At 67.7% G+C, this 22407-nt stretch carries 22 protein-coding genes; 9 read left to right on the top strand and 13 right to left on the bottom strand.

All coding sequences use genetic code 11. From position 1 onward, the window contains the following. Nucleotides 1–97: 97 nt before the first annotated feature. Entirely contained in the window at nt 98–988 is an 891-nt protein-coding gene (locus F1640_RS09465; RefSeq protein WP_124811176.1) for a cytochrome c family protein, read from the bottom strand. A gap of 226 nt (nt 989–1214) precedes the next feature. Here F1640_RS09465 and F1640_RS09470 point away from each other — a divergent pair, with 226 nt between their 5' ends. From F1640_RS09470 to F1640_RS09500, 7 genes are all read left to right on the top strand, one after another. Beyond that, entirely contained in the window at nt 1215–2105 is an 891-nt protein-coding gene (locus tag F1640_RS09470) for a prephenate dehydratase (protein ID WP_124811177.1), read from the top strand. A gap of 91 nt (nt 2106–2196) precedes the next feature. Further along, nucleotides 2197–2892, top strand: coding sequence for a hypothetical protein (locus tag F1640_RS09475; protein ID WP_309229233.1), 696 nt, complete (start codon nt 2197–2199; stop codon nt 2890–2892). Next, nucleotides 2889–4166, top strand: a complete 1278-nt coding sequence (locus tag F1640_RS09480) for a DUF4350 domain-containing protein (protein ID WP_194918900.1) — start codon at nt 2889–2891, stop codon at nt 4164–4166. Before F1640_RS09475 ends, F1640_RS09480 begins: the two co-directional genes overlap by 4 nt. 17 nt (nt 4167–4183) lie before the next feature. Beyond that, nucleotides 4184–5140, top strand: a complete 957-nt coding sequence (locus F1640_RS09485) for a MoxR family ATPase (protein WP_124811181.1) — start codon at nt 4184–4186, stop codon at nt 5138–5140. Then, nucleotides 5137–6483: a DUF58 domain-containing protein gene (locus F1640_RS09490; protein ID WP_255530327.1), complete on the top strand. Its 1347-nt coding sequence runs from the start codon at nt 5137–5139 to the stop codon at nt 6481–6483. The genes F1640_RS09485 and F1640_RS09490 overlap by 4 nt, the downstream gene beginning before the upstream one ends. Nucleotides 6484–6493: 10 nt before the next feature. Continuing rightward, a complete protein-coding gene (locus tag F1640_RS09495; protein ID WP_125954179.1) occupies nt 6494–7564 on the top strand; it encodes a stage II sporulation protein M in 1071 nt (356 codons plus the stop codon). Beyond that, nucleotides 7564–8775, top strand: coding sequence for an RDD family protein (locus F1640_RS09500; protein ID WP_194918902.1), 1212 nt, complete (start codon nt 7564–7566; stop codon nt 8773–8775). The genes F1640_RS09495 and F1640_RS09500 overlap by 1 nt, the downstream gene beginning before the upstream one ends. 53 nt (nt 8776–8828) lie before the next feature. Here F1640_RS09500 and F1640_RS09505 read toward each other — a convergent pair whose 3' ends face one another. Next, a complete protein-coding gene (locus F1640_RS09505; RefSeq protein WP_233497393.1) occupies nt 8829–9278 on the bottom strand; it encodes a hypothetical protein in 450 nt (149 codons plus the stop codon). Nucleotides 9279–9409: 131 nt separating this feature from the next. Beyond that, nucleotides 9410–10375, bottom strand: coding sequence for an isoaspartyl peptidase/L-asparaginase family protein (locus F1640_RS09510; RefSeq protein WP_194918904.1), 966 nt, complete (start codon nt 10373–10375; stop codon nt 9410–9412). 68 nt (nt 10376–10443) lie between these two features. Here F1640_RS09510 and F1640_RS09515 point away from each other — a divergent pair, with 68 nt between their 5' ends. Next, the gene (locus F1640_RS09515) at nt 10444–10941 is read left to right on the top strand and encodes a GNAT family N-acetyltransferase (RefSeq protein WP_375336189.1); all 498 of its coding nucleotides are present in this window, start codon (nt 10444–10446) and stop codon (nt 10939–10941) included. A 21-nt stretch (nt 10942–10962) separates the two neighbouring features. On the opposite strand, the gene F1640_RS09520 is transcribed toward F1640_RS09515, so the two are convergent. From F1640_RS09520 to F1640_RS25205, 9 genes are all read right to left on the bottom strand, one after another. After that, a complete protein-coding gene (locus F1640_RS09520) occupies nt 10963–12249 on the bottom strand; it encodes an amidohydrolase family protein (RefSeq protein WP_194918908.1) in 1287 nt (428 codons plus the stop codon). Nucleotides 12250–12782: 533 nt separating this feature from the next. After that, nucleotides 12783–12992, bottom strand: coding sequence for a hypothetical protein (locus F1640_RS09525; RefSeq protein WP_194918910.1), 210 nt, complete (start codon nt 12990–12992; stop codon nt 12783–12785). Nucleotides 12993–13276: 284 nt separating this feature from the next. Further along, entirely contained in the window at nt 13277–13822 is a 546-nt protein-coding gene (locus tag F1640_RS09530; RefSeq protein ID WP_194918911.1) for a GNAT family N-acetyltransferase, read from the bottom strand. Further along, nucleotides 13819–15030 carry a DUF445 domain-containing protein gene (locus F1640_RS09535; RefSeq protein WP_206694811.1) on the bottom strand — a complete coding sequence of 404 codons (1212 nt, stop codon included), beginning with the start codon at nt 15028–15030 and terminating at the stop codon, nt 13819–13821. The genes F1640_RS09530 and F1640_RS09535 overlap by 4 nt, the downstream gene beginning before the upstream one ends. Before the next feature lie 125 nt (nt 15031–15155). After that, nucleotides 15156–18347: an efflux RND transporter permease subunit gene (locus tag F1640_RS09540; RefSeq protein WP_194918914.1), complete on the bottom strand. Its 3192-nt coding sequence runs from the start codon at nt 18345–18347 to the stop codon at nt 15156–15158. Between the two features lie 16 nt (nt 18348–18363). Next, nucleotides 18364–19611, bottom strand: coding sequence for an efflux RND transporter periplasmic adaptor subunit (locus F1640_RS09545; protein ID WP_125954289.1), 1248 nt, complete (start codon nt 19609–19611; stop codon nt 18364–18366). A 365-nt stretch (nt 19612–19976) separates the two neighbouring features. Further along, nucleotides 19977–20276: a DUF1153 domain-containing protein gene (locus F1640_RS09550; RefSeq protein WP_124809897.1), complete on the bottom strand. Its 300-nt coding sequence runs from the start codon at nt 20274–20276 to the stop codon at nt 19977–19979. 15 nt (nt 20277–20291) lie between these two features. Beyond that, the gene (locus F1640_RS09555) at nt 20292–20627 is read right to left on the bottom strand and encodes a hypothetical protein (RefSeq protein WP_124809896.1); all 336 of its coding nucleotides are present in this window, start codon (nt 20625–20627) and stop codon (nt 20292–20294) included. Nucleotides 20628–20685: 58 nt separating this feature from the next. Further along, a complete protein-coding gene (locus tag F1640_RS25205; RefSeq protein ID WP_255530328.1) occupies nt 20686–20808 on the bottom strand; it encodes a hypothetical protein in 123 nt (40 codons plus the stop codon). Between F1640_RS25205 and mnmA the strand changes: the two genes are divergently transcribed. Then, entirely contained in the window at nt 20807–21964 is a 1158-nt protein-coding gene (gene mnmA / locus F1640_RS09560) for a tRNA 2-thiouridine(34) synthase MnmA (RefSeq protein ID WP_194918916.1), read from the top strand. The genes F1640_RS25205 and mnmA overlap by 2 nt on opposite strands. Nucleotides 21965–21976: 12 nt before the next feature. Here mnmA and F1640_RS09565 read toward each other — a convergent pair whose 3' ends face one another. Continuing rightward, a complete protein-coding gene (locus F1640_RS09565; protein ID WP_194918918.1) occupies nt 21977–22381 on the bottom strand; it encodes a hypothetical protein in 405 nt (134 codons plus the stop codon). Nucleotides 22382–22407: the final 26 nt, after the last annotated feature.

Consider the following 22407-nt stretch of genomic DNA (forward strand, 5'->3'; position numbering starts at 1 on the left):
GCAAGTATGGGTGTCGCCTGCCCGCAAAGGCCACGAAAAAGGGGCATCCGGACCGGCCGGATGCCCCTTTTTGCAGGCTGCCTTGCGGAAAGGCGGCTTACTTCTTGGTCTTGAGATAGGCGATCACGTCGGCCCGGTCCTGCGCACTGGGCAGGCCGGCGAAGGTCATCTTGGTGCCGGCGGCGAACTTGGCCGGGCCAGACAGCCAGGCGTCGAGCGTCGCGTCGTCCCAGTTGCCACCCTTGGCCTTGAGCGCGTCGGAGAAAGCGAAGCCGCCACGGTCGCCAGCGACCTTCTCGCCGGCAATGCCGAACAGGTTGGGGCCGATGCCGTTGGCGCCGCCCTGGTCGATGGTGTGGCAGGCCTTGCACTTGGCGAAAATCTTCTCGCCCTTGGCGGCATCGCCCACCACGGCTGCGGCGGCCGGCGCGGCGCCGGCGGCCGGAACCGCCTCAGGCGCGGGCAGCGGCAGGTTGGAGCCCTTGGTGTTGAGATAGAGGATCACGTCGGCGCGGTCCTGCGGATTGGCGATGCCGGCGAAGGTCATCTTGGTGCCGTCCGCGAACTTCTTGGGGTTGGTGAGCCATTCGTCGAGGCTGGCGAAATCCCACTTGCCGCCCTTGGCCTTGAGCGCATCGGAGAAGGCGAAGCCGCCACGGCCCGATGCCATGGCATCGCCCACGATTTCATAGAGATTCGGGCCGATGCCGTTGGCCGCGCCCTGATCGATGGTGTGGCAGGCCTTGCACTTGGCGAAGATCGCCTCGCCCTTGGCGGCATCCGCCTTGGCCAGACGGTTGGCGATCGGTTCGAGCGCCGCCGCGCCGGCGCCGCCTTCGGCTTCCACGCCTTCGATGGCGTAACCCGCCTTTTCGGGGGCATGGTGCTTGTCAGCCATGAAATAGTGGCTGGAAAGGCTGGAAAGCCCCAGTGCCACGATCCCGCCGAACAAGGTCCAACCGGCGATGGTATTGAAACGGTCGTCCATTCCCTGCCCCACTTGGCGCCCGCCGACCCCATTGCCGGCCCCCAGCGCAATTTTGGCCGCTCTAGTCAGGCCTCCGCGCGCACGCAAGAGCGATTGCGCCGATGACGCCGCAAAGAATGCGAACAACGATGCCCGATCGCCCCCGGTTCGCGGGGGATTCGTGCCCCGGCGATGGCCGAATTGTGGGTTGCCGCGTGGCCGGTCGCGGCCTAATCGCCGGCGCATCATGCAAAGCTACCCCGCTCCCGCGCTCGCCCTGGTCGAATCGATGGCCGCCGCCGCCGCCCGCGAACCCGCGCGCGCCGTGGCGTTTCAGGGCGCGCCGGGCGCCAATTCGCACCGCGCGGCGATGGACGCGCTGCCCGGCTGCCTGCCGCTGCCGTGCTTTTCGTTCGAGGACGCGCTCGATGCGGTGAAGGACGGACGCGCCGGCCGGGCGATCATCCCGATCGAGAATTCGCAGCACGGCCGCGTCGCCGACATCCACTTCCTGCTGCCCGAAAGCGGGTTGTCGATCGTGGGCGAATACTTCCTGCCGATCCACGCGGCGCTGATGGCCACCGGCGATGGCCCGTTCACCGGCGCCTACAGCCACCCGCAGGCGCTGGGCCAGTCGCGCCATTTCCTGCGCGCGCGGGGCATCGTGCCGCTGTCCTATGCCGATACCGCCGGCGCCGCGGCCTATGTCGCCGAACTCGGCGATCCGTCCGTGGCCGCCATCGCGCCGCGCATCGCCGCCGAACTTTATGGCCTGAAGGTGATCGAGGACAACGTCGAGGACGCGCACGACAACACCACGCGCTTCGTGGTGCTGGCGCGCGAGCCGATCGATCCCGCGCGTATTGCCGGCCCGGCGATCACCACCTTCGTGTTCGAGGTGCGCAACATCCCCGCCGCGCTCTACAAGGCGCTGGGCGGCTTCGCGACCAACGGCGTCAACATGACCAAGCTGGAAAGCTACCAGCGCGGCGCGAGCTTCGCCGCCACGGAGTTCTTCTGCGACATCGTGGGAACGCCCGGCGATCCCGCCGTGGACCGGGCACTGGAGGAACTGGGCTTCTTCGCCAAGCACGTCCGGATGCTCGGCACCTATCCCTTGCAGCGCCAGCGCGGCTGAGCGGAACGGCGGCTTCACGCGGGCATCGTCGCATCGGCTTCGGTGCCATCCCCCCTTGCCGCTCCGGGAAGAGCGTGCGACCACTGGCCTCGTGACTGCCAAGGTGGGGCCAATCGCTGGACAGCAAGGCGCGGAAGCGGGCGCACAGGCGGGGGAACACGCCTGGCGCGCGATGCGCGATATCAAGGATATCCAGTTCGCCCCGGTCCCGCCGGAGCATGTCGTCCCGCCGCAGCCGCCAGCCTGGCTGGAGGCCATCGCGCGGTTCCTCGCCGAACTGCTCAAGCCGCTCAGCCAGTGGCTGGAGCGGTGGTTGGGCCTCGGCTTCGGTGTGTTCGAGACGGTTCTGCTGGTGTTGATCGGGGCCGGCGCACTGTGGATCGCGTGGAGCCTGCTGTGGCCCCTGTGGCGGGACCGGCGCCCGCGCGAAGCGGCGGCCGAAACCGAATGGACGCCCGACCGCGCCGCCGCCATCGCCCTGCTGGAAGAGGCCGACCGGCTGGCCGCCGAAGGCCGCTATGGCGAAGCGGCGCACCTCCTGCTCCAGCGCAGCGTTCACCATATCGCCGCCGCGCGCCCGGAATGGCTGGCGCCCTCCACCACTTCGCGCGAGATCGGCGCGATCGCGGCGCTGCCCGGGGCGGCCAAGCAGGCGTTCGGCGTGATCGCGCGCGAAGTGGAGCGCAGCCTGTTCGCCTCGCGCGGGCTGAACGCCGAGGACTGGAGCCGCGCGCGCGAGGCCTATGCCCGCTTCGCCCTGGCTGATCTGAAAAGCGCGCAGGGATGAACGAATCCCCCTTCCGCCCGCGCACGGTGCTGGGGCTCGTCGCCGTCGGCGCGATCGCCTTCGTCGCGCTGTTATGGTTTCTCGGCAATGGCGGGGGCAATGCCAACAACGGCGGAGGTCACGCCAGCGGACGCGGCCTGAACGGCTTCGCCGGGCTGGTCGCCATGCTGGAGGCGGACGACGTCGACATCCGGCGGGCGCGGCGCAAGGACGCGCTCAGGGATGTGGGGCTGCTGGTGCTGACCCCGCCGGCCGAGGCCAAGGGCGAGGATATCGCCAAGATCGTCAACGAACGGCGCATGATCGGACCGACGCTGGTCGTCACACCCAAATGGGTCGCCGCGCCGGTCGACCAGCAGCGCAAAGCCAAGGTGCCGCGCGGCTGGACCGAGCTTGTCGGCACCGAAGCGCCGCGATGGAACGGGTTTCACGACGATATCGCCGTGCGCCTGACCAGCCGTCGCGATGCGCCCGCAGGGGGCTGGCGCGCAATCGGCCGCGCGGGGCGGCTGCCGGACGATCGGCAGGTGCTGTCGGGCGAAGGCAAGGCGCTGATCCCGCTTGTCCGTTCGGGCGACGGCAGCATCCTGGCCGCCTTCCTCGACGATGACGGCTACTATCCCGCGCTCAACGATTTCGCGGGGATCGATCACGACGTGGGCGGAGACGACGACGGGCTTTACCCCGTGATCTTCGTGTTCGAGCCGGACCTGCTCGACAACTGGGGACTGGCGGATCGCGGCACCGCGCTGATGGCGCGCGAACTGGTGCTGGCCGCCGCCGACGGAACGACCCAGCCGGTCACGTTCGACCTCACGCTCAATGGCCTTGGCGCCAGCCGCAACCTGTTGTCGCTGGCGTTCGAGCCGCCGTTCCTGGCGGCCACGATCTGCCTGCTGCTCGCCATGGTGGCGGTGGGCTGGCGTGCGTTCTGCCGGTTCGGCCCCGCCCGCCAGCAGGGCCGCGCCATCGCGCTGGGCAAGACCGCGCTGGTGGAAAACGCCGCCGGCCTGATCCGCCGCGCCGGACGGGTCCATCTCGTCACCGGGCCTTATGCCGATGCGGTGCGCGACCGGCTTATCGCGGCGCTGGGCCTGCCGCGCGGGCACAGCGGGGCCGAAGCCGAAGCAATGATAGACCGCGCGCAGGAACGGCGTGGCCTTTCCGGACCGCCGTTTTCCGAACTGGCGAACAAGCTGCGCGCCACGCGCAAACCGCACGAGGTGGCGCGCCGCGCCGCCGCGCTCCAGCAGATCGAGAAGGATTTGACGTGACCGAGGGACAGGAGACGATGACGCTGGAGCAGGTGCGCGCGCTGGCGCTGGCCATCCGCGGGGAAGTGGCCAAGGCCGTGATCGGGCAGGACGGGATCGTCGATCACCTGCTGATCGCGCTGTTCGCGGGCGGTCACGTGCTTCTCGAAGGCCCGCCGGGCACGGCCAAGACGTTTCTGGCACAAAGCTTCGCCACCGCGCTGGGCCTCGATTTCGGGCGCATCCAGTTCACGCCGGACCTGATGCCGGGCGATATCCTCGGGTCCAACCTGTTCAACTTCCAGACCAGCCAGTTCACGCTTACGCGGGGGCCGATCTTCCACGAGCTGCTGCTGGCCGACGAAATCAACCGCACCCCGCCCAAGACCCAGGCCGCGCTGCTCGAAGCGATGCAGGAACGGCGCGTCACGCTGGACGGGGAGGTCCACCCGCTGTCGGACCGGTTCATGGTGGTCGCCACCCAGAACCCGATCGAGAGCCAGGGCGTCTATCCCCTGCCCGAAGCGCAGCTCGACCGGTTCCTGTTCAAGGTGCTGGTGCCCTATCCCTCGTTCGAGGAAGAGGCGCGCATCGTCACCCGCTATGGCGAGGGCGCGCGGTCGGCGAAGCCCGCCGATCTGGGTGTGACGGCGGTCGCCGACGCGGCGGTGCTGCGCGCCGCCACCGCCGCCATCGGACAGGTAACGCTGGCCGACACGATCGTCGATTACGTGGTGCGGCTGGTGCGCGCCACGCGCGACAGCGCCGATCTGGTGGCCGGCGCCAGCCCGCGCGCCGCCGTGCTGCTGGCCGGCGCCGCCCGCGCCCGTGCCGCGCTCGACGGGCGCGATTACGTGATCCCCGACGACGTCAAGGCGCTGGCCATCGCCGTGCTGCGGCACCGCATGTTGCTCAGCCCCGCCGCCGAGATCGAGGGCCGGCAAGTCGAGGCGATCGTCGCCGATCTGGTGCAGGGAACCGAGGCGCCGCGTTGAGCGAAGCGGTGGCCTGGCGCCGCTGGCCCGTCGCCTATCCCACGGCGCGGGCCACGCTGCTGCTGGCGGCGGCCGCGCCGCTGGCGCTGATCGTCGCCGCGCTGGCGCCGGCGGCCTGGATCGTCGCGCCCGCGTTCGGCGGGGCCTTGCTGCTGCTGGTCCTGCTCGACGCGCTGTTCGCGGGCGGGCTGCGCGCCGTTCGCCTGCTCGCCCCGCGCGATGCCGAAGTGGGCGAACCCGTCGCGCTCGCGCTGGAGGCGGAGTTCGCCAGCGCGCCGCGCTGGGCACGGGCGCAGGCCGCGCTGGCCGTCGATCCCCGGCTGCATCCCGGCGGACGGCTGGTGCTGCCGCTGGCGGCGAGCGCCGACGGCTGGCGCGGGGATGCCACGCTCACGCCCAACCGGCGCGGAACCGGCGCGATCGGGCGGTTCTGGCTGCGCTGGTCCGGCCCGCTCGGCCTTGCCCATCGCCAGGTCCGCGTGGACAGCGACGCGCTGGTCCGCGTGCGGCCGAACATCGCCCCGGTGCGCAGCCCCGCACTCCAGATCTTCCTGCGCGATGCCCAGTTCGGCATGATCGCCCGGCGCATTCGCGGCGAAGGCACCGATTTCGAGGCGCTGGCCGAATACGAACCGGGCATGGACCGGCGGCGGATCGACTGGAAAAGCTCCGCCCGCCACGCCCGGCTGTTCGCCAAGGAATACGAGGTCGAACGCAACAACCAGATCGTGTTCGCCTTCGATTGCGGGCAGACGATGTGCGAGCCGGTGGCCGGGCTGCCGCGCATCGACCGCGCCGTTACCGCCGCGCTTACCACCGCCTATGTGGCGCTGAAGGCGCAGGATCGCGTGGCGCTCTATGGCTTCGCGGCACGGCCGCAGGTGCTGACGCCTTTCGTCACGCATTCGCGCGATTTCGTCCGGCTCCAGCACGCCGCCGCCACGCTCGATTACCACGCGGAGGAACCGAACTTCACGCTGGCGCTGTCGCAACTTTCCGCGCGGCTCCAGCGCCGTTCGCTGATCGTGCTGTTTTCCGATTTCACCGATCCCACCAGCGCCGAACTGATGATCGAGAACGTCGGCCGGCTGGTCGAACGCCATATCGTGATGTTCGTGGTCATGGCCGATGCCGAGCTTGCCGAGATCGTCGCTGCGCCCGTGCTCGACATGCAGACGGTGGCGATGGCGGTCACCGCCACTGCGCTCGCCCGCCAGCGCGCGCTGGTGCTGCAACGCCTGCGCCACCTGGGCGTGCGCGTGGTGGAAGCGCCGCACGACCGGATCGGGGTGCGGTTGCTGGACGCCTATCTCGCGGTCAAGCGGCAGGGAAGCATCGGATGAGCAGGCGCTTATGAGCACGTTGGCCCAACGCGTCACCGGCTGGTTCTCGAAGACCGAGGAGCAGGCCGCCGCCGCCAGCGAGGCGGCGCTGCGGTCCGACCGCTTCCGGCTGGAGCGCGAGGCGGAATGGAAGCGGCTGGAAGCGATCGTCACCCGCATGGAGAAGGGGCGGCTGCGCGGCATTTCCGACGAGGATCTACTGGCCCTGCCGGTGCTGTACCGCACCGCCGCCTCCAGCCTTTCGATCGCGCGCGAAACCTCGCTCGATCGCGCCACGCTGTCCTACCTCGAAGCGCTGACGCAGCGCGCCTGGTTTCTGGTCTATGGCCCGCGCACGACCCTGTGGGGCTGGTTCCGCCGCTTCCTGGGCGGCGGCTGGGGCGCGGCCGTGCGGGCGATCTGGATCGACCTGCTAATCGCGCTGGCCGCTATGATCGCGGGAACGGTGGTGGGTTGGCTGCTCGTCTCCTCCAATCCCGACTGGTATTACTCGCTGGTAAGCGCGAACTTCGCCGACGAGCGCGTGCCGGGCGCCAGCCGCGAAGTGCTGCACGGCACGCTGTTCGGCCACCAGAAGGAAAACGGGATGAGCGTGTTCGCCGCCTTCCTGTTCAACAATAACGCACAAGTCTCGATCCTGGCGTTTGCGCTGGGCTTCGCTTTCGGCCTGCCGTCGATCATGCTGCTGGTCCACAACACTACCATGCTTGGCGCGCTGTTGTGGCTCTACCATGGGCAGGGGCTGACGCTGGACCTGATCGGCTGGCTGTCGGTGCACGGCACGACCGAGTTGTTCGCGATCCTGCTGGCGGGCGGCGCGGGGATACACATCGGCCGCGCGATGGCCTTTCCCGGCGACGCGACAGTGCTGGAAGCGGCGGCTGCGGCCGGCCGCCGCGCGGCGCAGGTGATGGCCGGCGTGGTGTTCATGCTGATCGTCGCCGCGCTGCTCGAAGGCTTCGCGCGCCAGCTTGTCGACATCACCTCCACCCGGCTGGCGCTGGGCGGGTTCATGCTGGTGTTCTGGTGCGGCTATTTCTTCGTCTGGCGGCGCGGCCGCGTGACTGCGGAGGGCCAGTGATGGCGCGCCTGCCGTGGAAACGGAAAACCGCAGACGGGCGCCGGGCGCCGCGTTCCGGGCCAGCGACGGACAAGCGTCTGCGCCGGGTGGTGACGCCCGAAGGCGTCGCGCTGTCCTTCGCGATCGGATCGCGCGCCGCGCGCGCCTCGGCGCTGCTGCTTGATCTGTTGTTCATCGTCGGCTCGATGGTAGGCACCACGCTCCTGCTGGTATGGGTGGCGGGCGGCTTCGGGGGTAGCCGCCTGGACCAGAACACCCCTGTTGCCCATGCCCGACAGGCGCTGGAGATCGCGTGGATCATCGCGATGTTCCTCTATCGCAACGCCTATTTCCTGTTCTTCGAACTCGGGCCGCGCGGGGCCACGCCGGGCAAGCGCATCTGCGGGCTGCGCATCGCCGCGCGCGATGGTGGACGGCTGACCACGGAAGCGGTGATCGCGCGCAATCTGGTGCGCGATATCGAGCTGTTCATGCCGCTGGTGTTCTTCGCCTCGGCCTGGTCCAGCGGCGCGGATACCGAGGAAGCGGGCTGGGCCGGGGTAGTGTGGGTCGCGATCTTCGTGCTGTTTCCCTTCTTCAACCGCGATGCCCTGCGCTGCGGCGATGTCATCGCCGGCACCTGGGTGGTCGATGCCCCCCGCCGCAAGCTGGAAAAGGCCATGTCGCTGGGCGACGGCGCACGCGGGCAAAGCACGCTCACCGGCGCCGCCTATCGCTTTGGCGAGGCGGAACTGGCGGTCTATGGCGAATACGAGCTGCAGGTGCTGGAGCGCGTGCTGCGCGACGGGCGCGAGGAGGCGCTGGCCGAAGTCGCCGCCACGATCTGCGCCAAGATCGGCTGGAGCGCGGGATCGGGCGACGAGCGCGCCTTCCTCGAAGCCTATTACACGCAATTGCGCGAAAGGCTGGAGCGGGGCATGCGCTTCGGCCAGCGCAAGGCCGACAAGTTCGTGCCCGATGCCCGGCAGGCGACGTCATCGGCGTGGCGCTTCACCGCCACCGAGCTTTCGTACTACGGCGAACAGCAACTCGACGTGCTGGAGCAGGTGCTGCGCGCCGATGATCCGGAAACGCTGGGCGATGTCGCCGCGCGCATCGGCGGCAAGATCGGGCGGGAGGTGGACGCGGCCGATGTCCGTCCGTTCCTGGAGGCCTATTACGCCCAGCTGCGCGAAAAGCTGGGGCGGAGCGTGGTTTCGGGTGTGCGGTAACCAGCGGCTTCGCGCCCGGAACAAGCCGGTTGCGAAGCCGCCGATGTCACGTTCTACTTGGTCCAGACCCAGCGGCGCAGGAGTTCCGACCCCATCTGGCGACGGTACTTGGCGCGATCGCCCGACGCGGCCTGCATCTGCGATTCGTTCATCTGCATGTACGCGGTATAGGCCTCCTGCCGGCGGGTCGATTCCGCGGCATCGGGCAGCGCGGGGAAGCGCGTGAGCAGGTAGTAGTCCGCCTCGCCCGGACGCTTGAATTCGTTGCTGAGGATTTCGTAGCCGCTGATCCAGCCCTGCTTGAGCGCGTAGTCCTGCGACTTGCGCCACATGTTGGCGAGATGCGTGGCGTATTCAAGGTCATGCCCGTCATCGACCGAAATCAGCGCCACCTCGACATATTCGGCGGGTTTGAGCGGATAGTCTTCGGCCCGCGCCCACGCAGGGGCCATCAGGGCAACAGCAGCAGCCGCGGCAAGCACGGCAGAACGAACGCTTTTCATTTCAGGATCTCCACACATGAAAAACGCGGGCGTCCCCTCCCCGCGTGGACCATGCCGTGGTGTCGGGCTTCCCGTTATTCTCTCGGCCCCATGGCGTCACGAAAGCTGCGCCCGGTCCGAAACGGAGTCAATCAATCCTTGCTGCCCGCCATCCCGAAAATCGCGGTCTCGTAGAGCCCCGCGTGGTCGGCACGGCCGCGGAACATGCCAGGGGTGGTGAAGGCGAACACGGTTTCGCCCGCAGGGGTCACCACGATCACGCCGCCGACGCCGCGCATAGTGCCCACTTCGGCCAGCACCGCGTCGGCCGCGCCTTGCGCGCTTTCGCCCGCCAGCCGCATCCGCGCGCAGATTTCGTGCGCCACGCCGGCGCGGATGAACTGTTCGCCCGATCCGGTGCAACTGACCGCGCCCGCGCGATCGTCGGCATAGGTTCCCGCGCCGATCACCGGCGAATCGCCGATGCGGTTCCAGCGCTTGCCGGTCAGCCCCCCGGTCGACGTCGCCGCCGCCACGTGGCCGTGGCGGTCGCAGGCCACGGCGCCGACCGTGCCATACTTCAAGCCATCGTCGAACCAGCCCAGCTTCTTCGCCTTCAGTTCCTGCAGCTGCCGCCAGCGTTCCTCGGTCGCGAACCAGTCGGGATCGACCAGTTCGATCCCCTGTTCGCGCGCGAACTCCTCGGCTCCGGCCCCCGCCAGCAGCACGTGCGGGCTGTGGTCCATTACCGCGCGCGCCAGCCGCACCGGATTGCGGACGTGGGTGACGCCCGCCACCGCCCCGGCCTGGCGCGTCGTCCCGTCCATCACCGCCGCGTCCAGCTCGTTGATGCCGTTATAGGTGAACACCGATCCACGCCCGGCGTTGAACAGCGGATCGTCCTCCAGCACCGCCACCGCCGCGCCCACCGCATCCAGCGCGGTGCCACCCGCCGCCAGCACCGCCCGGCCGGCATCGAGCGCGGCGCACAGCCCCGCCTCGTGCGCTGCCCGCGCGGCCTCGTCCATGGTCTCGCGGCGCATCGATCCGGCGCCGCCGTGAATCGCAATGCTCCAGCGCAGAGCGGAATCCGCGCGTCTTTCGCTTGTCTCGGTCATGCCGGAAGCGATAGCAGATGAAACCGGATGGGGCAGCATGTCCCTGAAAAACAGTCACGGACAAGAGAATGGGCATGGACCGGCAGGGCATCACCGCATTGCGCTTCGTCGAGGACGATCTGACGGGCGAGGAGGTACAGGCCCTGGTCGCGTACCATCTGGCCGACATGCAGCGGCATTCGCCGGCGGACAAGGTCCACGCCCTGCCGGTGACGGCGCTGCGCCAGCCGGACGTCACCTTCTGGTCGGCGTGGATCGGGGAAGCCATCGCCGGCATCTGCGCCTTGCGGCACCTGTCGGACGATCATGGCGAACTGAAATCGATGCGCGCCGCCCCGGAATGGCGCGGGCACGGCGTGGGCGAGGCGATGCTGGTGCATCTCCTGTCCGAGGCCCGGCGCCGGGGTTACGCCCGGGTCAGCCTCGAAACCGGGCGCACCGAACCGTTCCACCCCGCGGTCGGGCTCTATCGCAAGCATGGCTTCGTGCCGTGCCCCGCCTTTGCCGATTACGTGATCGACGATTTCAGCCAGTGCCTGACGCTGGACCTGTCCGGCCGCGCCTGATTCAGGGCCTGCTTCAGCGCCTCATTTCACCACGTCGCCGCCCTTCATCACGTGCTGCACGTTTTCGAGCACGGTGATGTCGGCCAGCGGATCGCCGCTCACCGCGATCATGTCGCCGAAATGGCCGGGGGACAGCGCGCCGACGTCCTTCGACCAGCCCAGCAGCTCCGCCGAAACCGTGGTGGCGGACTGGATAGCTTGCATCGGCGTCATGCCGTAGCGGACCATGTACTTGAACTGGCGCGCGTTCAGGCCGTGGGGATAGACGCCCGCGTCGGTGCCGAAGGTCAGCTTCACCCCGGCCTTCACCGCCTTGCGAAATCCTTCGCGCTGCGCGTCGGTGGTGTCCACGTTCTTGCGCAGCATGTCCGCCGGCCAGCCGTGGGCCTTGCCGTAATCGTTGATGAAATCGCCGTTGTAGATGTCCATGTCGAGGAACACGCCCTTCGCCTTGGCCAGCGCGATGCCCTCGTCATCGATCAGCGAGGCGTGCTCGATCGATTTCACGCCCGCGCGGATGGCGGACTTGATGCCTTCCGCGCCGTGCGCGTGCGCGGTCACCCACGATCCGCGCGCGGCGGCGGTGGTCACGGCGGCATGCATCTCTTCCTCGGTCAGTTCCTGCTGGCCGGGTTCGGTGCCTTGCGCCAGCACCGCGCCGGTGGCGATCAGCTTGATCGAATCCACGCGGTGCTGGAACAGGTAGTTGACCTTCTCCACGGTGTTCGCGGCATCGGTGACCACGCCCGCGCGCATGTCGTCGGGCACTTTCACGTCGGGCGCGAAGCCGGTCACCTCGCCGCCGCCGCCGGGGATGGTGACATAGGCGCCGACGGAACTCATGCGCGGGCCGATCACGTCGCCCCGGTTGATCGCGTTGCGCAGTTCGACATCGGCGAATGCGCGGAAACAGCCGACATCATGGACGCTGGTGAACCCCGCCAGCAGCGTGCGCCGGGCGTTGCGCGCGCCGATATAGGCGATCTCCATGGGCGCGTGCAGCAGCGGTTCGGCCACGTTCTCGCTCTGCTCCAGATCGGCAAGGTGAACGTGCATGTCGATCAGGCCCGGCAGCACGGTATAGGCCGACCAGTCGACCACGTTCGCGCCCGGCGGAACCGGCCCGTCCGCCGTCACGGAAACGACGCGGCCGTCATCGACGCGGATCAGGCGCGCGGGCAGCACGGCGCCCTTCTCGGTATCGACCAGCCGCCCGGCGCGGACATAGACCGTCTCCGCCAGCGCCACGCCCGGCGCCACGGCCTGCGCCAGCACAAGCGCGGCCAGCGCTGCAAAACCCTGTTTCATGCCAATTTTTCCCGTCTCCAGCGCAGTCCCGCGCGGAGACTGGCGGACTCCGGTTGCAGATGCAACGATTTAGGCGGGAGGAGGGGGTACGTGCGGTTTGATGGTCTGGTTTCGTCTGGGAAGTTCAGGGGGTGGATGGCGGGGAGAGCGGACTTTCCAATTTTCTGAACTGGCAGCCTTCAATGGTGAGCCATGTACAGTCCCATCACGCCCACAACAAACCCTAATGCGCTGAGTCCCGAATACCAAACAACTGTGGACCAGAACTTCCAAGGGTTATCAGTTCGTGAAAAGATAATGTACGAAAATCCATACGGGCCGTCATACCTTATTCTTCCGGTCCGAACACCTCGCGTCACCCTCCATGCCCAAGTGGCCGACATGACAACCCCCAACAGTCCAGCAAAGCCTATTCCCGGATCACCCATTTCGGTTCCTATAAGCTCCTGACAACCAGCTTTTTGGGAGCGTCAGCGAGAGTTTCAAATGGCGGGGGAATTCGACGCTCAACAAACTTTCATTCTCGCGCTAACCTAAGACCTCACCCCTAGATCGGCGAGGGAAACGAGAATTGCGATACCGCCGATCATGAATAGCCCACAGATAATGAGTGCCATTTGAATCCAATACATGATTGGAGCATCGCGCCGGGAATAGGTCACGCCTTTGACCGTGATCGCCCCGTAACGCACTATCACGTAGAGCCGGTTGAACATGAATATGGTGACGGCCCACATGATCACACAGAAGAGCACGTCTCCTAACATCATCTCGTAGCATGCAACTTCGACAGCCGCTTTTCAACGTCCGCAATCGCGCCGTGTCCGGAATGGCCGCTCCGATAGGCAATAGGATGGAAGCGGACCGCCCCCGCTCGTCCTGAGCCTGTCGAAGGACGCACGATACGGTCGATCCTGAGGCAGTTTCGCGCACAAGGCCAGCACCGCGCGCGTCCTTCGACAGGCTCAGGACGAGCGGGGTTTCTGATATCCAAAGCCTGCAATCGTTGTCGTGTCCAGATAGCCGCCTAGGACGCAGCGCCTTCCGGCAGCCGTTCCAGCAGGATCAGCGGGCGTTCCTCGCCCATGTCCTCCACGGCATAGCGCACGAAGCCCAGCCGGGCGGCCAGCGCGAGCGAGGCGTCGTTGCCTTCCTCGATCATGCAGGCGATCCGGCGCGGGCCGATCGCGGCGTCGAACCAGGCGATGGCCGCGCGCATGGCCTCGCCGGCGATGCCCTTGCCCCAATCCGGCTGCGCCACGATCCAGCCCGCCTCGATCGCGTCGTCCAGCCCCTTGCCGAAGCCGCGCCACGAATGGAACAGGCCGCACAGCGCCACCAGCCGGCCGTCGGCGCGGTCGCGGCAGATAAACGTGCCGTAGCCATAGAGCGCCCAGCTTCCGGCGTTCCGGATCAGCCGTGCGAACTCGTCCGCCTCGCTCGTGGGACGATCGCCCAGGAAGCGCCGGACTTCGGGCGGCGCGACCATCGCGAACAGTTCGGCCCGGTCGGACGCGCGCGGCTTCCACAAGGCCAGGCGTTCGGTCAGCAGGAAGGGTTCGTCGTCGTTCATAGCAGCACGTCCACGGCATGGATCGAAACACCGACCAGCCCGCCCACCAGCGTGCCGTTGATGCGGATGAACTGGAGATCGCGGCCGACCGCGCCCTCGATCCGGTCGGTCACGGTGCGCGCATCCCAGCGGCGCACCGTTTCCGATACCAGCCGCACGATCTGCCCGCCATAGCGCGTTGCCACGCCTACCAGCGTGCGCCGGGCGAAGCGGTTGACCAGCAGTTGCAGCCGCGCGTCGTGCTGGAGCGCCCGGCCCAGCTCGCCCAGGCTGGCGCCAAACTGGCCCGAGAGGACGCCATCGGGCTGGCGCACCGCTTTCAGCAGGCCGGCGCGCCCGCGCTCCCACACCGCATCGAGCCAGGCGGCGAAGGCGGGATTGGCCAGCACTTCTTCCTTCATCCGCTCCACCCGCGCCCGCATCGCCTCGTCATGCACCAGATCGTGCGCGAGTTGCTCCAGGCCTTCCTCGATCTTCCGGCGCAGCGGATGGTCCGGCATCACCACGGTTTCCGCCAGCAGCTTGTACAGGCCATCGAGAATCCCGTTGGCCAGCCGTTCGTCCAGACCGGTCCAGCGCAGGATCGCGTTGGCGCGATCGTGGATCATGGCGCGGACGAGCTCCTCGTTCGCTTCCAGCGCCAGCGCCGCGCGGCGCGCCAGCCCCTCGATCACCGGCATGTGCCGGCCATCGGCGATCATCGCGCCCAGCAGCTGCCCCAGCAGCGGTGCCAGATCGAACTTCGCGATCTGGCCGCGCAAGGCCCCCTTGGCAAGGCCGCCCAGCTTTTCCGGATCGAGCGATTCGAGCACATCGGCCACCAGATTGGCGGCACCGGCGCGCACCCGGCCCTCTCCGCCGCGCGGATCGGCCAGGAAGCCGCCCGCCATGGCCGCCGCGTTCATGCCGGCAAGCCGCCGCGCCACCACCTGCGGGGTCAGGAAGTTTTCGCGCAGGAAGGCCGCCATCGAATCGGCCAGGCGGTCCTTGTTTTCCGGGATGATCGCGGTGTGCGGAATCGGCAGCCCCAGCGGATGCCGGAACAGCGCCGTCACCGCGAACCAGTCGGCCAGCCCGCCGACCATCGCCGCTTCGGCAAAGGCGCGCAGGAAGCCCCACGCGGGCGGTCCGCCGCCCTGTTCGGCCTGGCGGGCGAGGAAGAACAGCACAGCCATGACGAGCAGCAGGCCGGTCGCGAACAGGCGCAGCCGGCGTGCGCGGTCATCGGCCCGATCATCGGGAAGAAGTGTCCCTTTCAGGCGCGCGGCCGTGCGGGTCCGGGAAGAGGCGCGGGGAGGCATCGCCTCCCCCGCCGGATCGTCGGAGAAATCCGTCACTCGGCCGGTAACGCTCCGTCGGCGGTTTTGTGCCGGGGATCATGCGGATCGTACGTGAGCACGCGCCGGCCCAGCCACGGGCCGATGCGCTTCTCGACGCCGTCGGCCAGGCTGAAGCCCGCCGGCACGATCAGCAGCGTAAGCAGCGTCGACAGCGTCAGCCCGCCGATCACCACCGTGCCCATCGGCGCGCGCCAGCCGCCGTCGCCGCCCAGCGAAATCGCGGTGGGCACCATGCCCGCCACCATCGCCACTGTGGTCATCACGATCGGCTGCGCGCGCTTGTGCCCGGCTTCGAGGATCGCCGCCAGCTTGGGCGTGCCGGCTTCCATTTCCTCGATCGCGAAGTCGATCAGCAGGATCGAGTTCTTGGCGACGATGCCGAACAGCATCAGGATGCCGATGAACACCGGCAGCGATTGCGATTGCCCCAGCACCAGCAACAGCAGCAGCCCGCCCAGCGGCGCCAGGAACAGCGAGCCCATGTTGACCAGCGGCGAGATGAAGCGGCGGTAGAGCAGCACCAGCACCGAGAACACCAGCAGCACGCCCGCGGCCAGCGCGACGAAGAAGTTGTTCAGCATTTCCTGCTGCCAGCGGTCCTCCCCCGCCGGCGCGTTGGACACGCCCTGCGGCAGGTTGCGCATGATCGGCAGGTTCTTGATCGCCTTGTCGGCCGTGCCCTTGACCACGCCTGGCGGCAGGTCCGCGCCAACGAAGACGCGGCGGTTCTGGTTGTAGCGCTGGATCGTGGTGGGGCCGGACCCGAACGAGATCGTCGCCACGCGGGCCAGCGGCACCGATCCGCCGGATGCGGTGGGCACTGGCAGGTTCTCGTACGTCGACAGATCGCGGCGCGACAGGACCGGCAGCTTCACCCGGATCGGCACCTGCCGGTCGGACAGCGAGAACTTGGCGCTGTTCTGGTCGATTTCGCCCTGCGTGGCGATGCGGATCACCTGACTCAGCGCCTGGGTGGTCACGCCCAGCGAGGCGGCAAGGTCCATGTGCGGCGTGATCACGATTTCGGGACGGCGCAAGTCCGCGCTGATCCGCGGCGCGACCACTTCCTTCAACCCGCTCATCTGTTCGACCAGCGTCTGTGCGGTCTTCTGCAGCAGTTCGGGATCGGAGCCGGACAGCATCACGCTGATCGGCCGACCCGATCCGCCGCCGGGGCCGCCACCGTTCTGCGACTGGAAGTTGACGCGCGCGTCGGAAACCTGCTGCAGCACCGGCGTAAGCTTGCGCTCGAGGACGAGGCTGCTTTCCTTGCGGTCCTTCTTCCAGTTGAGGAACACGCGGCCGTTGCCTTCGCGGATGCGCTCCAGCGCCACGCCCAGGTCGGGCTGGTCCTTCACCAGCGCCAGCACCTCGTCCACCTTCTGTTCGGTCTGCTCGATCGTGGTGCCGGGCACCATATCGATGGTGATCGTGCTGAAATCGTTGTCGGTATCGGGGAAGAACTGCTGCGGGATCACCATGAACATCACGCCGGTCAGCAGCAGCGCGGCAAAGCCGATGCCCATCATCCACAGGCGATGGTCGCGCAGGCGCGCCATGGTCCAGTGGCGGAAGCCGGGACGGATGCCCCGCGCGCGGACCGAGGCGAGGTAGGCCTGCACGCGCGACGTATCGAGCGACCAGGTCAGGATCTTCATGTAGCGGTCCATCCACGGCCCGCCACCATGTTCGGCATGGCCGTGCGCTTTCAGGAAATAGGCCGCGACCATCGGCGTGATCATGCGCGCCACCAGCAGGCTGAACAGCACCGCCACCACTACGGTCATGCCGAAGTTCTTGAAGAACTGGCCGGAAACGCCCGGCATCAGCGCCACCGGGAAGAACACCGCGACGATCGAGAACGTCGTGGCCAGCACGGCCAGCCCGATCTCGTCCGCCGCGTCGATCGAGGCCTGATAAGCGGATTTGCCCATGCGGATGTGCCGGACGATGTTCTCGATCTCCACGATCGCATCGTCCACCAGCACGCCCGCGACCAGGCCCAGCGCCAGCAGCGACATGGTGTTCAGCGTGAAGCCCATCAGGCTCATCACCCAGAACGTGGGGATGGCGGACAGCGGGATGGCGATCGCCGAAACTATCGTCGCGCGCCAATCGCGCAGGAAGAAGAACACCACGATGACCGCCAGCACCGCGCCTTCCACCATCGACGACATCGACGTGCGGTATTCGTCCTTGGTGTAGCCCACGCTGCTGAACAGCTGCTGGAAGCGGACCTTGTTGCCCTGCTCCGCCTGCAGCTTGGCCAGTTCCTTGACCGTTTCGTCATAGACGCTGACGTCGGATTCACCGCGCGCGCGCGCGATACTGAACGTGACGACCGGCTTGCCGTTGAACTTGGCGATGGAGGTGATTTCGCTGAAGCTGTCGCGCACGTCGGCCACGTCGGCCAGCTTCACGGTGCGCCCGCCGCTGAGCGCGATCTGCGTCTGCGAAAGGTCGAAGGCCGACCGCGCATTGCCCAGCACGCGCACGGACTGGCGCGCGCCGGCCACTTCGGCCTTGCCGCCGGCGGCGTTCAGGTTGACCTGGCGCAGCGTGGCGTTGATCTGGTTGGCGGTAACGCCCAGCGACTTCATCCGCATCGGATCGAGCGTGACCGCGATTTCGCGGTTGACGCCGCCCGAGCGCGCCACTTCGGCCATGCCGGGCAGCGCCAGCAGCCGCTTGGCTACGGTATCGTCGATGAACCACGAAAGCTGCTCGATCGTCATGTCGTCGGCCGAAACCGCGAAATAGGCGATCGGATCGGACGAGGTTTCCGCCTTGAACACCGACGGTTCCAGAATGCCATCGGGCAGTTCGCCGCGCACCTGGTCGACCTTGTTCTTCACCTCGCTGACGGCGGCGTTGATGTCGGTGCCGATCTTGAACTGGACCATCGTCTGGCTGCTGCCTTCGGATGCCGTCGAGGTGATCGTATCCACACCGGCGATCGTGCGGACGCTGGATTCGACCTTCTGGGTGATCTGGTTCTCGATTTCGGTCGGCGCCGCGCCCGGCTGCGAGATCTCGACGATCACCATCGGGAACTCGATGTCCGGATTGTTCTGGACTTTCATGCCCATGAACGAAACCAGCCCGGCCAGCGTCAGCCCCAGGAACAGGACGATGGGGACCACCGGGTTGCGGATGGACCATGCCGAGATGTTGCGGAAGTTCATGGCGCGGGGCTCCGGATCAGTGGCCGGTGGCCGGCTTGGCTGCCGTTTTCCCGCCCGCCACCGGGCGCACCTTGTCGCCCGGATTGAGGAAGCCGCCCGCCCGCAGCACGATGCGTTCGCTGCCGTTCAGCCCTTCGCGCACGACGATGCCGGCCGCCGTCACATCGCCAACCTTCACGGGGCGGCGTTCCACCTTGTCATCCTTGTTCACGACATAGACGAAGGCGCCGTTCTGATCGTTGAGGATCGCCGATTCGGGCAGCATCGGTGCGGTGACGGTGCCACTGCGAATCGTCGCGCTGGCGAAACCGCCGGGCCGCAGCGCATCGTTGTACGGCAGCGCGATCCGGGCGATGCCTTCGCGCGTGGTCGCGTCGATGGTCGGCGCCAACTGCCAGATCTGGCCGGTGAACGGCGTGGCCGTGCCCACCGGGGTCACGTCCGCGCTGACGCCAACGGACAGCTTCGCCATGTCGGCTTCGGCCAGACGCGCCTGCATTTCCAGTTCGCCACCCTTGGCGATGCGGAACAGCACGCCGCTGCCGCTGCTGACCACCTGCCCCGGCTCCACGCCGCGCGTCAGCACAAGGCCCGCTTCGGGCGCCAGGATGTTGAGCCGCGCGGTGCTGGCACGCAACTGCCCCAGCGTGGCCTGCGCCACGCGCACTTGCGCCATTGCCGAATCGCGCGTGGCGGTCAGTCGATCGACGTCGGCCTTGGAAATGAAGCCCTTGTCGACAAGCTTGAGCGCGCGATCGAGATTGGACTGGGCGATCCGGGCGTTGGCTGCGGCCACTTCCACGTTGGCGGCCTGGCTTTCGACCTGCTGGGCCTGCACCGACCGGTCGATGACCGCCAGGACCTGCCCGGCTTGCACCCAGTCGCCGGCGTCGACCAGCACGCTCGCCACCTTGCCGCCTTCGCCGGCGACGCCGACGGGCATCTCGCGCCGCGCGGCGATCGTGCCGCTGGCGACGATGGTGCCCTGCACCGAGGTCATGCCGGGCGTGATGACCGTGACCGTCTGCGCCTGCGCCCCGCCCTGCTCCGCGCTTGCGGTCGCTGCCGCATTGCGGTGCTTGAGGTAGTAGGCGCCGCCCAGCGCGAGCAGGACGAGTGCCACGACCAGCAGCACGCGGCCGCGCGACCATCCGCCGCCGGTCCGCCCGACTTCCATGTAACCCGACGCGACACCCGCATGGGCGGCATCCGCCTGCCGGCCGGCGTCGTTCATGTCCGCACTGATGCTGGTTTCGTAGTTCATCGATTTCACGCGTCGGTCTCCACGGTGGCCGGGGAGACCTGCCCCTTCCTTCAAACCAAGGTGTATTATACGTGTATGGCAGTGGCTGCAAGCAGGCCTTCTGCGCAAGCTTGGCACCTTTGTTCATGGCAATAGACGTCGAAACGACGAGTGGCAATTCTGGCTCGACGAAGAACGATCCATGCCCTTGAAGGCATTGCGCCGTTGCGGACCGGTCCGGCCGGGCGAAGGTGGCCGTCCGGGTAGGTATTCGTGATCGCGGCAGCGGAGCGCGCGCGGTCCGTTTCGGGACCGGCATTGCCCAAACGGAAACAGCCGCTCCTGAAAACAGGAGCGGCTGCCCGTGGATAACCGGTAAAAAAGCGTCAGTACTTGAGCTGGCGCTCGTACAGATCGCGGTAGTGCTGGATGCGCGTCACGCGCAGGCCCTGCATGCCGGAACGGTCGACCGCCCGCTGCCACGAGGCGAATTCCTCGATCGTCAGGCTATAGCGTTCGCACACTTCGTCGATCGTCAGCAGCCCGCCATTGACGGCGGCGACGACTTCGGCCTTGCGCCGGACGACCCAGCGCTTGGTGTTGGGAGGCGGCAGGCTATCGACCGTCAGCGGTTCGCCGAGAGGTCCGATAACTTGCGCCGGTCTGATTTTCTGGTTCTCGATCATGGCAATACTCGTCGATCAGCTCGGCTCGACAGGGGGGGAGGGCGGCGTTTGCTTCGCCGGCAATGTTCCTCCTTCCGCTTTGCCATTCGTTGAACGGGTTGGGTTAACGGGAGTTTCAACATTTTCGCCGCCCGTCAGGAGCCGTGCGGCAAGCCCGTGAAAGCTCGCGCCGCCTTGCAGCGTGGTGCTGCCCGGCAACGCCTGTTTCACCGCCTTGCGCAGATCCTGCGCCGCGACCAGACGCGCGCACAGTTCGTGCCAGCCGAGCGGACGCAGGCGTTCGCCCTGCCCCCCGCTTTCGACGAGGCACGAATCACCCGGTGGCCGGATATCGTTGAATCCCATTTCCATGAGCGGGTCTCTAGCCCGGGCAGTCATAAGGGACGGTAAAGGCCGCCTTTACCAAGAGTTAGGAATAGCCATTCTGGCGGCAATTAATTGCTTCCATCGTCCAGCGCACCAGCCGGGCAAGGCCGGGAATTGCGCATTTTTCCTGCATTCCCTCCGCAAATGTGCTTATGGGACGGCGCATGGCCAGTCTTTCCTCCGTTTACGATTACGCTACATTTTTCGATCTGCCGCAGCCATTGAGCGCGCGGCGGATCGTCGTGGCGATGTCGGGCGGCGTGGACAGCTCGGTCGTAGCGGGCCTCGCCGCCGCCAGCGGCGCCGAAGTGATCGGGGTGACGCTTCAACTCTACGATTACGGCGCCGCCACGGGGCGCAAGGGCGCCTGCTGCGCGGGCGACGACATCCGCGATGCCCGTGCCGTGGCCGACCGGCTGGGCATCGCGCATTATGTGTTCGACCACGAATCGAGCTTTCGCGAGGAAGTGGTCGAACGATTCGCCGACGATTACCTGGCCGGCCGCACGCCGATTCCCTGCATCCGCTGCAACATGGGGCCGAAATTCACCGACCTGCTGCGCATGGCGCGCGAACTGGGCGCGGATTGCCTGGCCACCGGGCACTACGTGCGCCGCGTGAACGGCGCGGCCGGGCCGGAACTGCACCGCGCGCTCGATCCCGCGCGCGACCAGAGCTATTTCCTCTATGGCACCACGGAAGAACAGCTCGCCTTCCTGCGCTTTCCGCTGGGAGGCCTGCCCAAGACCGAGACGCGCCGGATCGCCACCGACCTGGGCCTGGGCGTGGCGGCCAAGCCCGACAGCCAGGACATCTGCTTCGTTCCCGATGGCGATTACGCGCGCGTCGTGCGTTCGGTGCGCCCCGAAGGCGACGCGCCGGGCGAGATCGTCCATGCTGCCACCGGCGAAGTGCTCGGCCAGCACCGCGGCATCATCCACTATACGGTCGGCCAGCGGCGCGGGCTGGAGATCGGCGGCCAGCCCGAACCGCTCTATGTCACCGCGCTCGACGCGCCGCACCGGCGCGTGCTGGTGGGGCCGAAAGCCATGCTTGCCGTGGGCCAGGCGCGAATCATCGAGACCAACCGCATCGGCGCCCTGCCGCAGGATACGCCGCTAACCGCCAAGGTGCGGTCGCTGGCCAAGCCGGTGCCGGTGGTGCTCGAAGGCCCGTTCGGGGATGGCGCGGAAACCACCATCCGGTTCCTGCAGCCGGAATACGGCGTGGCGCCGGGGCAGGCGGCGGTGCTCTATGCCGGGGATCGCGTGATCGGCGGCGGCTGGATCGCGGCAACCGGCCGCTGGCAGGACGCGGCCTGATCCGCTCCCGGATCAGTCGTTCCAGGGCTGGAGCACGCAGCCCGATCCCTCACGGTATGTCGCGGTTTGCCGGGCCAGCAGCGGGAAGCGGGCGGTGACGCTGCGCGCCTGTGGATCGTCGGACAGGGTGATCATGTCCATGCCCGCCTCGAAATCGTTGCGGCAATCGCTGAGCGTCCGCCCGCCGACATAGCGGCACGAACAGCCGACCCGCGCGCCGTAGGATGCGCCGGTGATCGCGTAGCCGTGAAGCGCCGGCCAGAAATAGGCGAAGACGGCCACCAGCAGCGCCACGACCGGCAGGACCAGACGCCAGCGCCGCCGCCCGCGCGGTGGCGCGCCGTTGGCCGGGGAGCCGTCCGGGTTCGATCCATTCCGGTCAGACTTTGCGGAAGAAGATGCGTTTGCGGTTGCCATGTCCGGGCCATCTGGAGGAAAGGACT

The sequence above is a fragment of the Novosphingobium sp. NBM11 genome, assembly GCF_015390225.1.
Taxonomy (GTDB): Bacteria; Pseudomonadota; Alphaproteobacteria; order Sphingomonadales; family Sphingomonadaceae; genus Novosphingobium.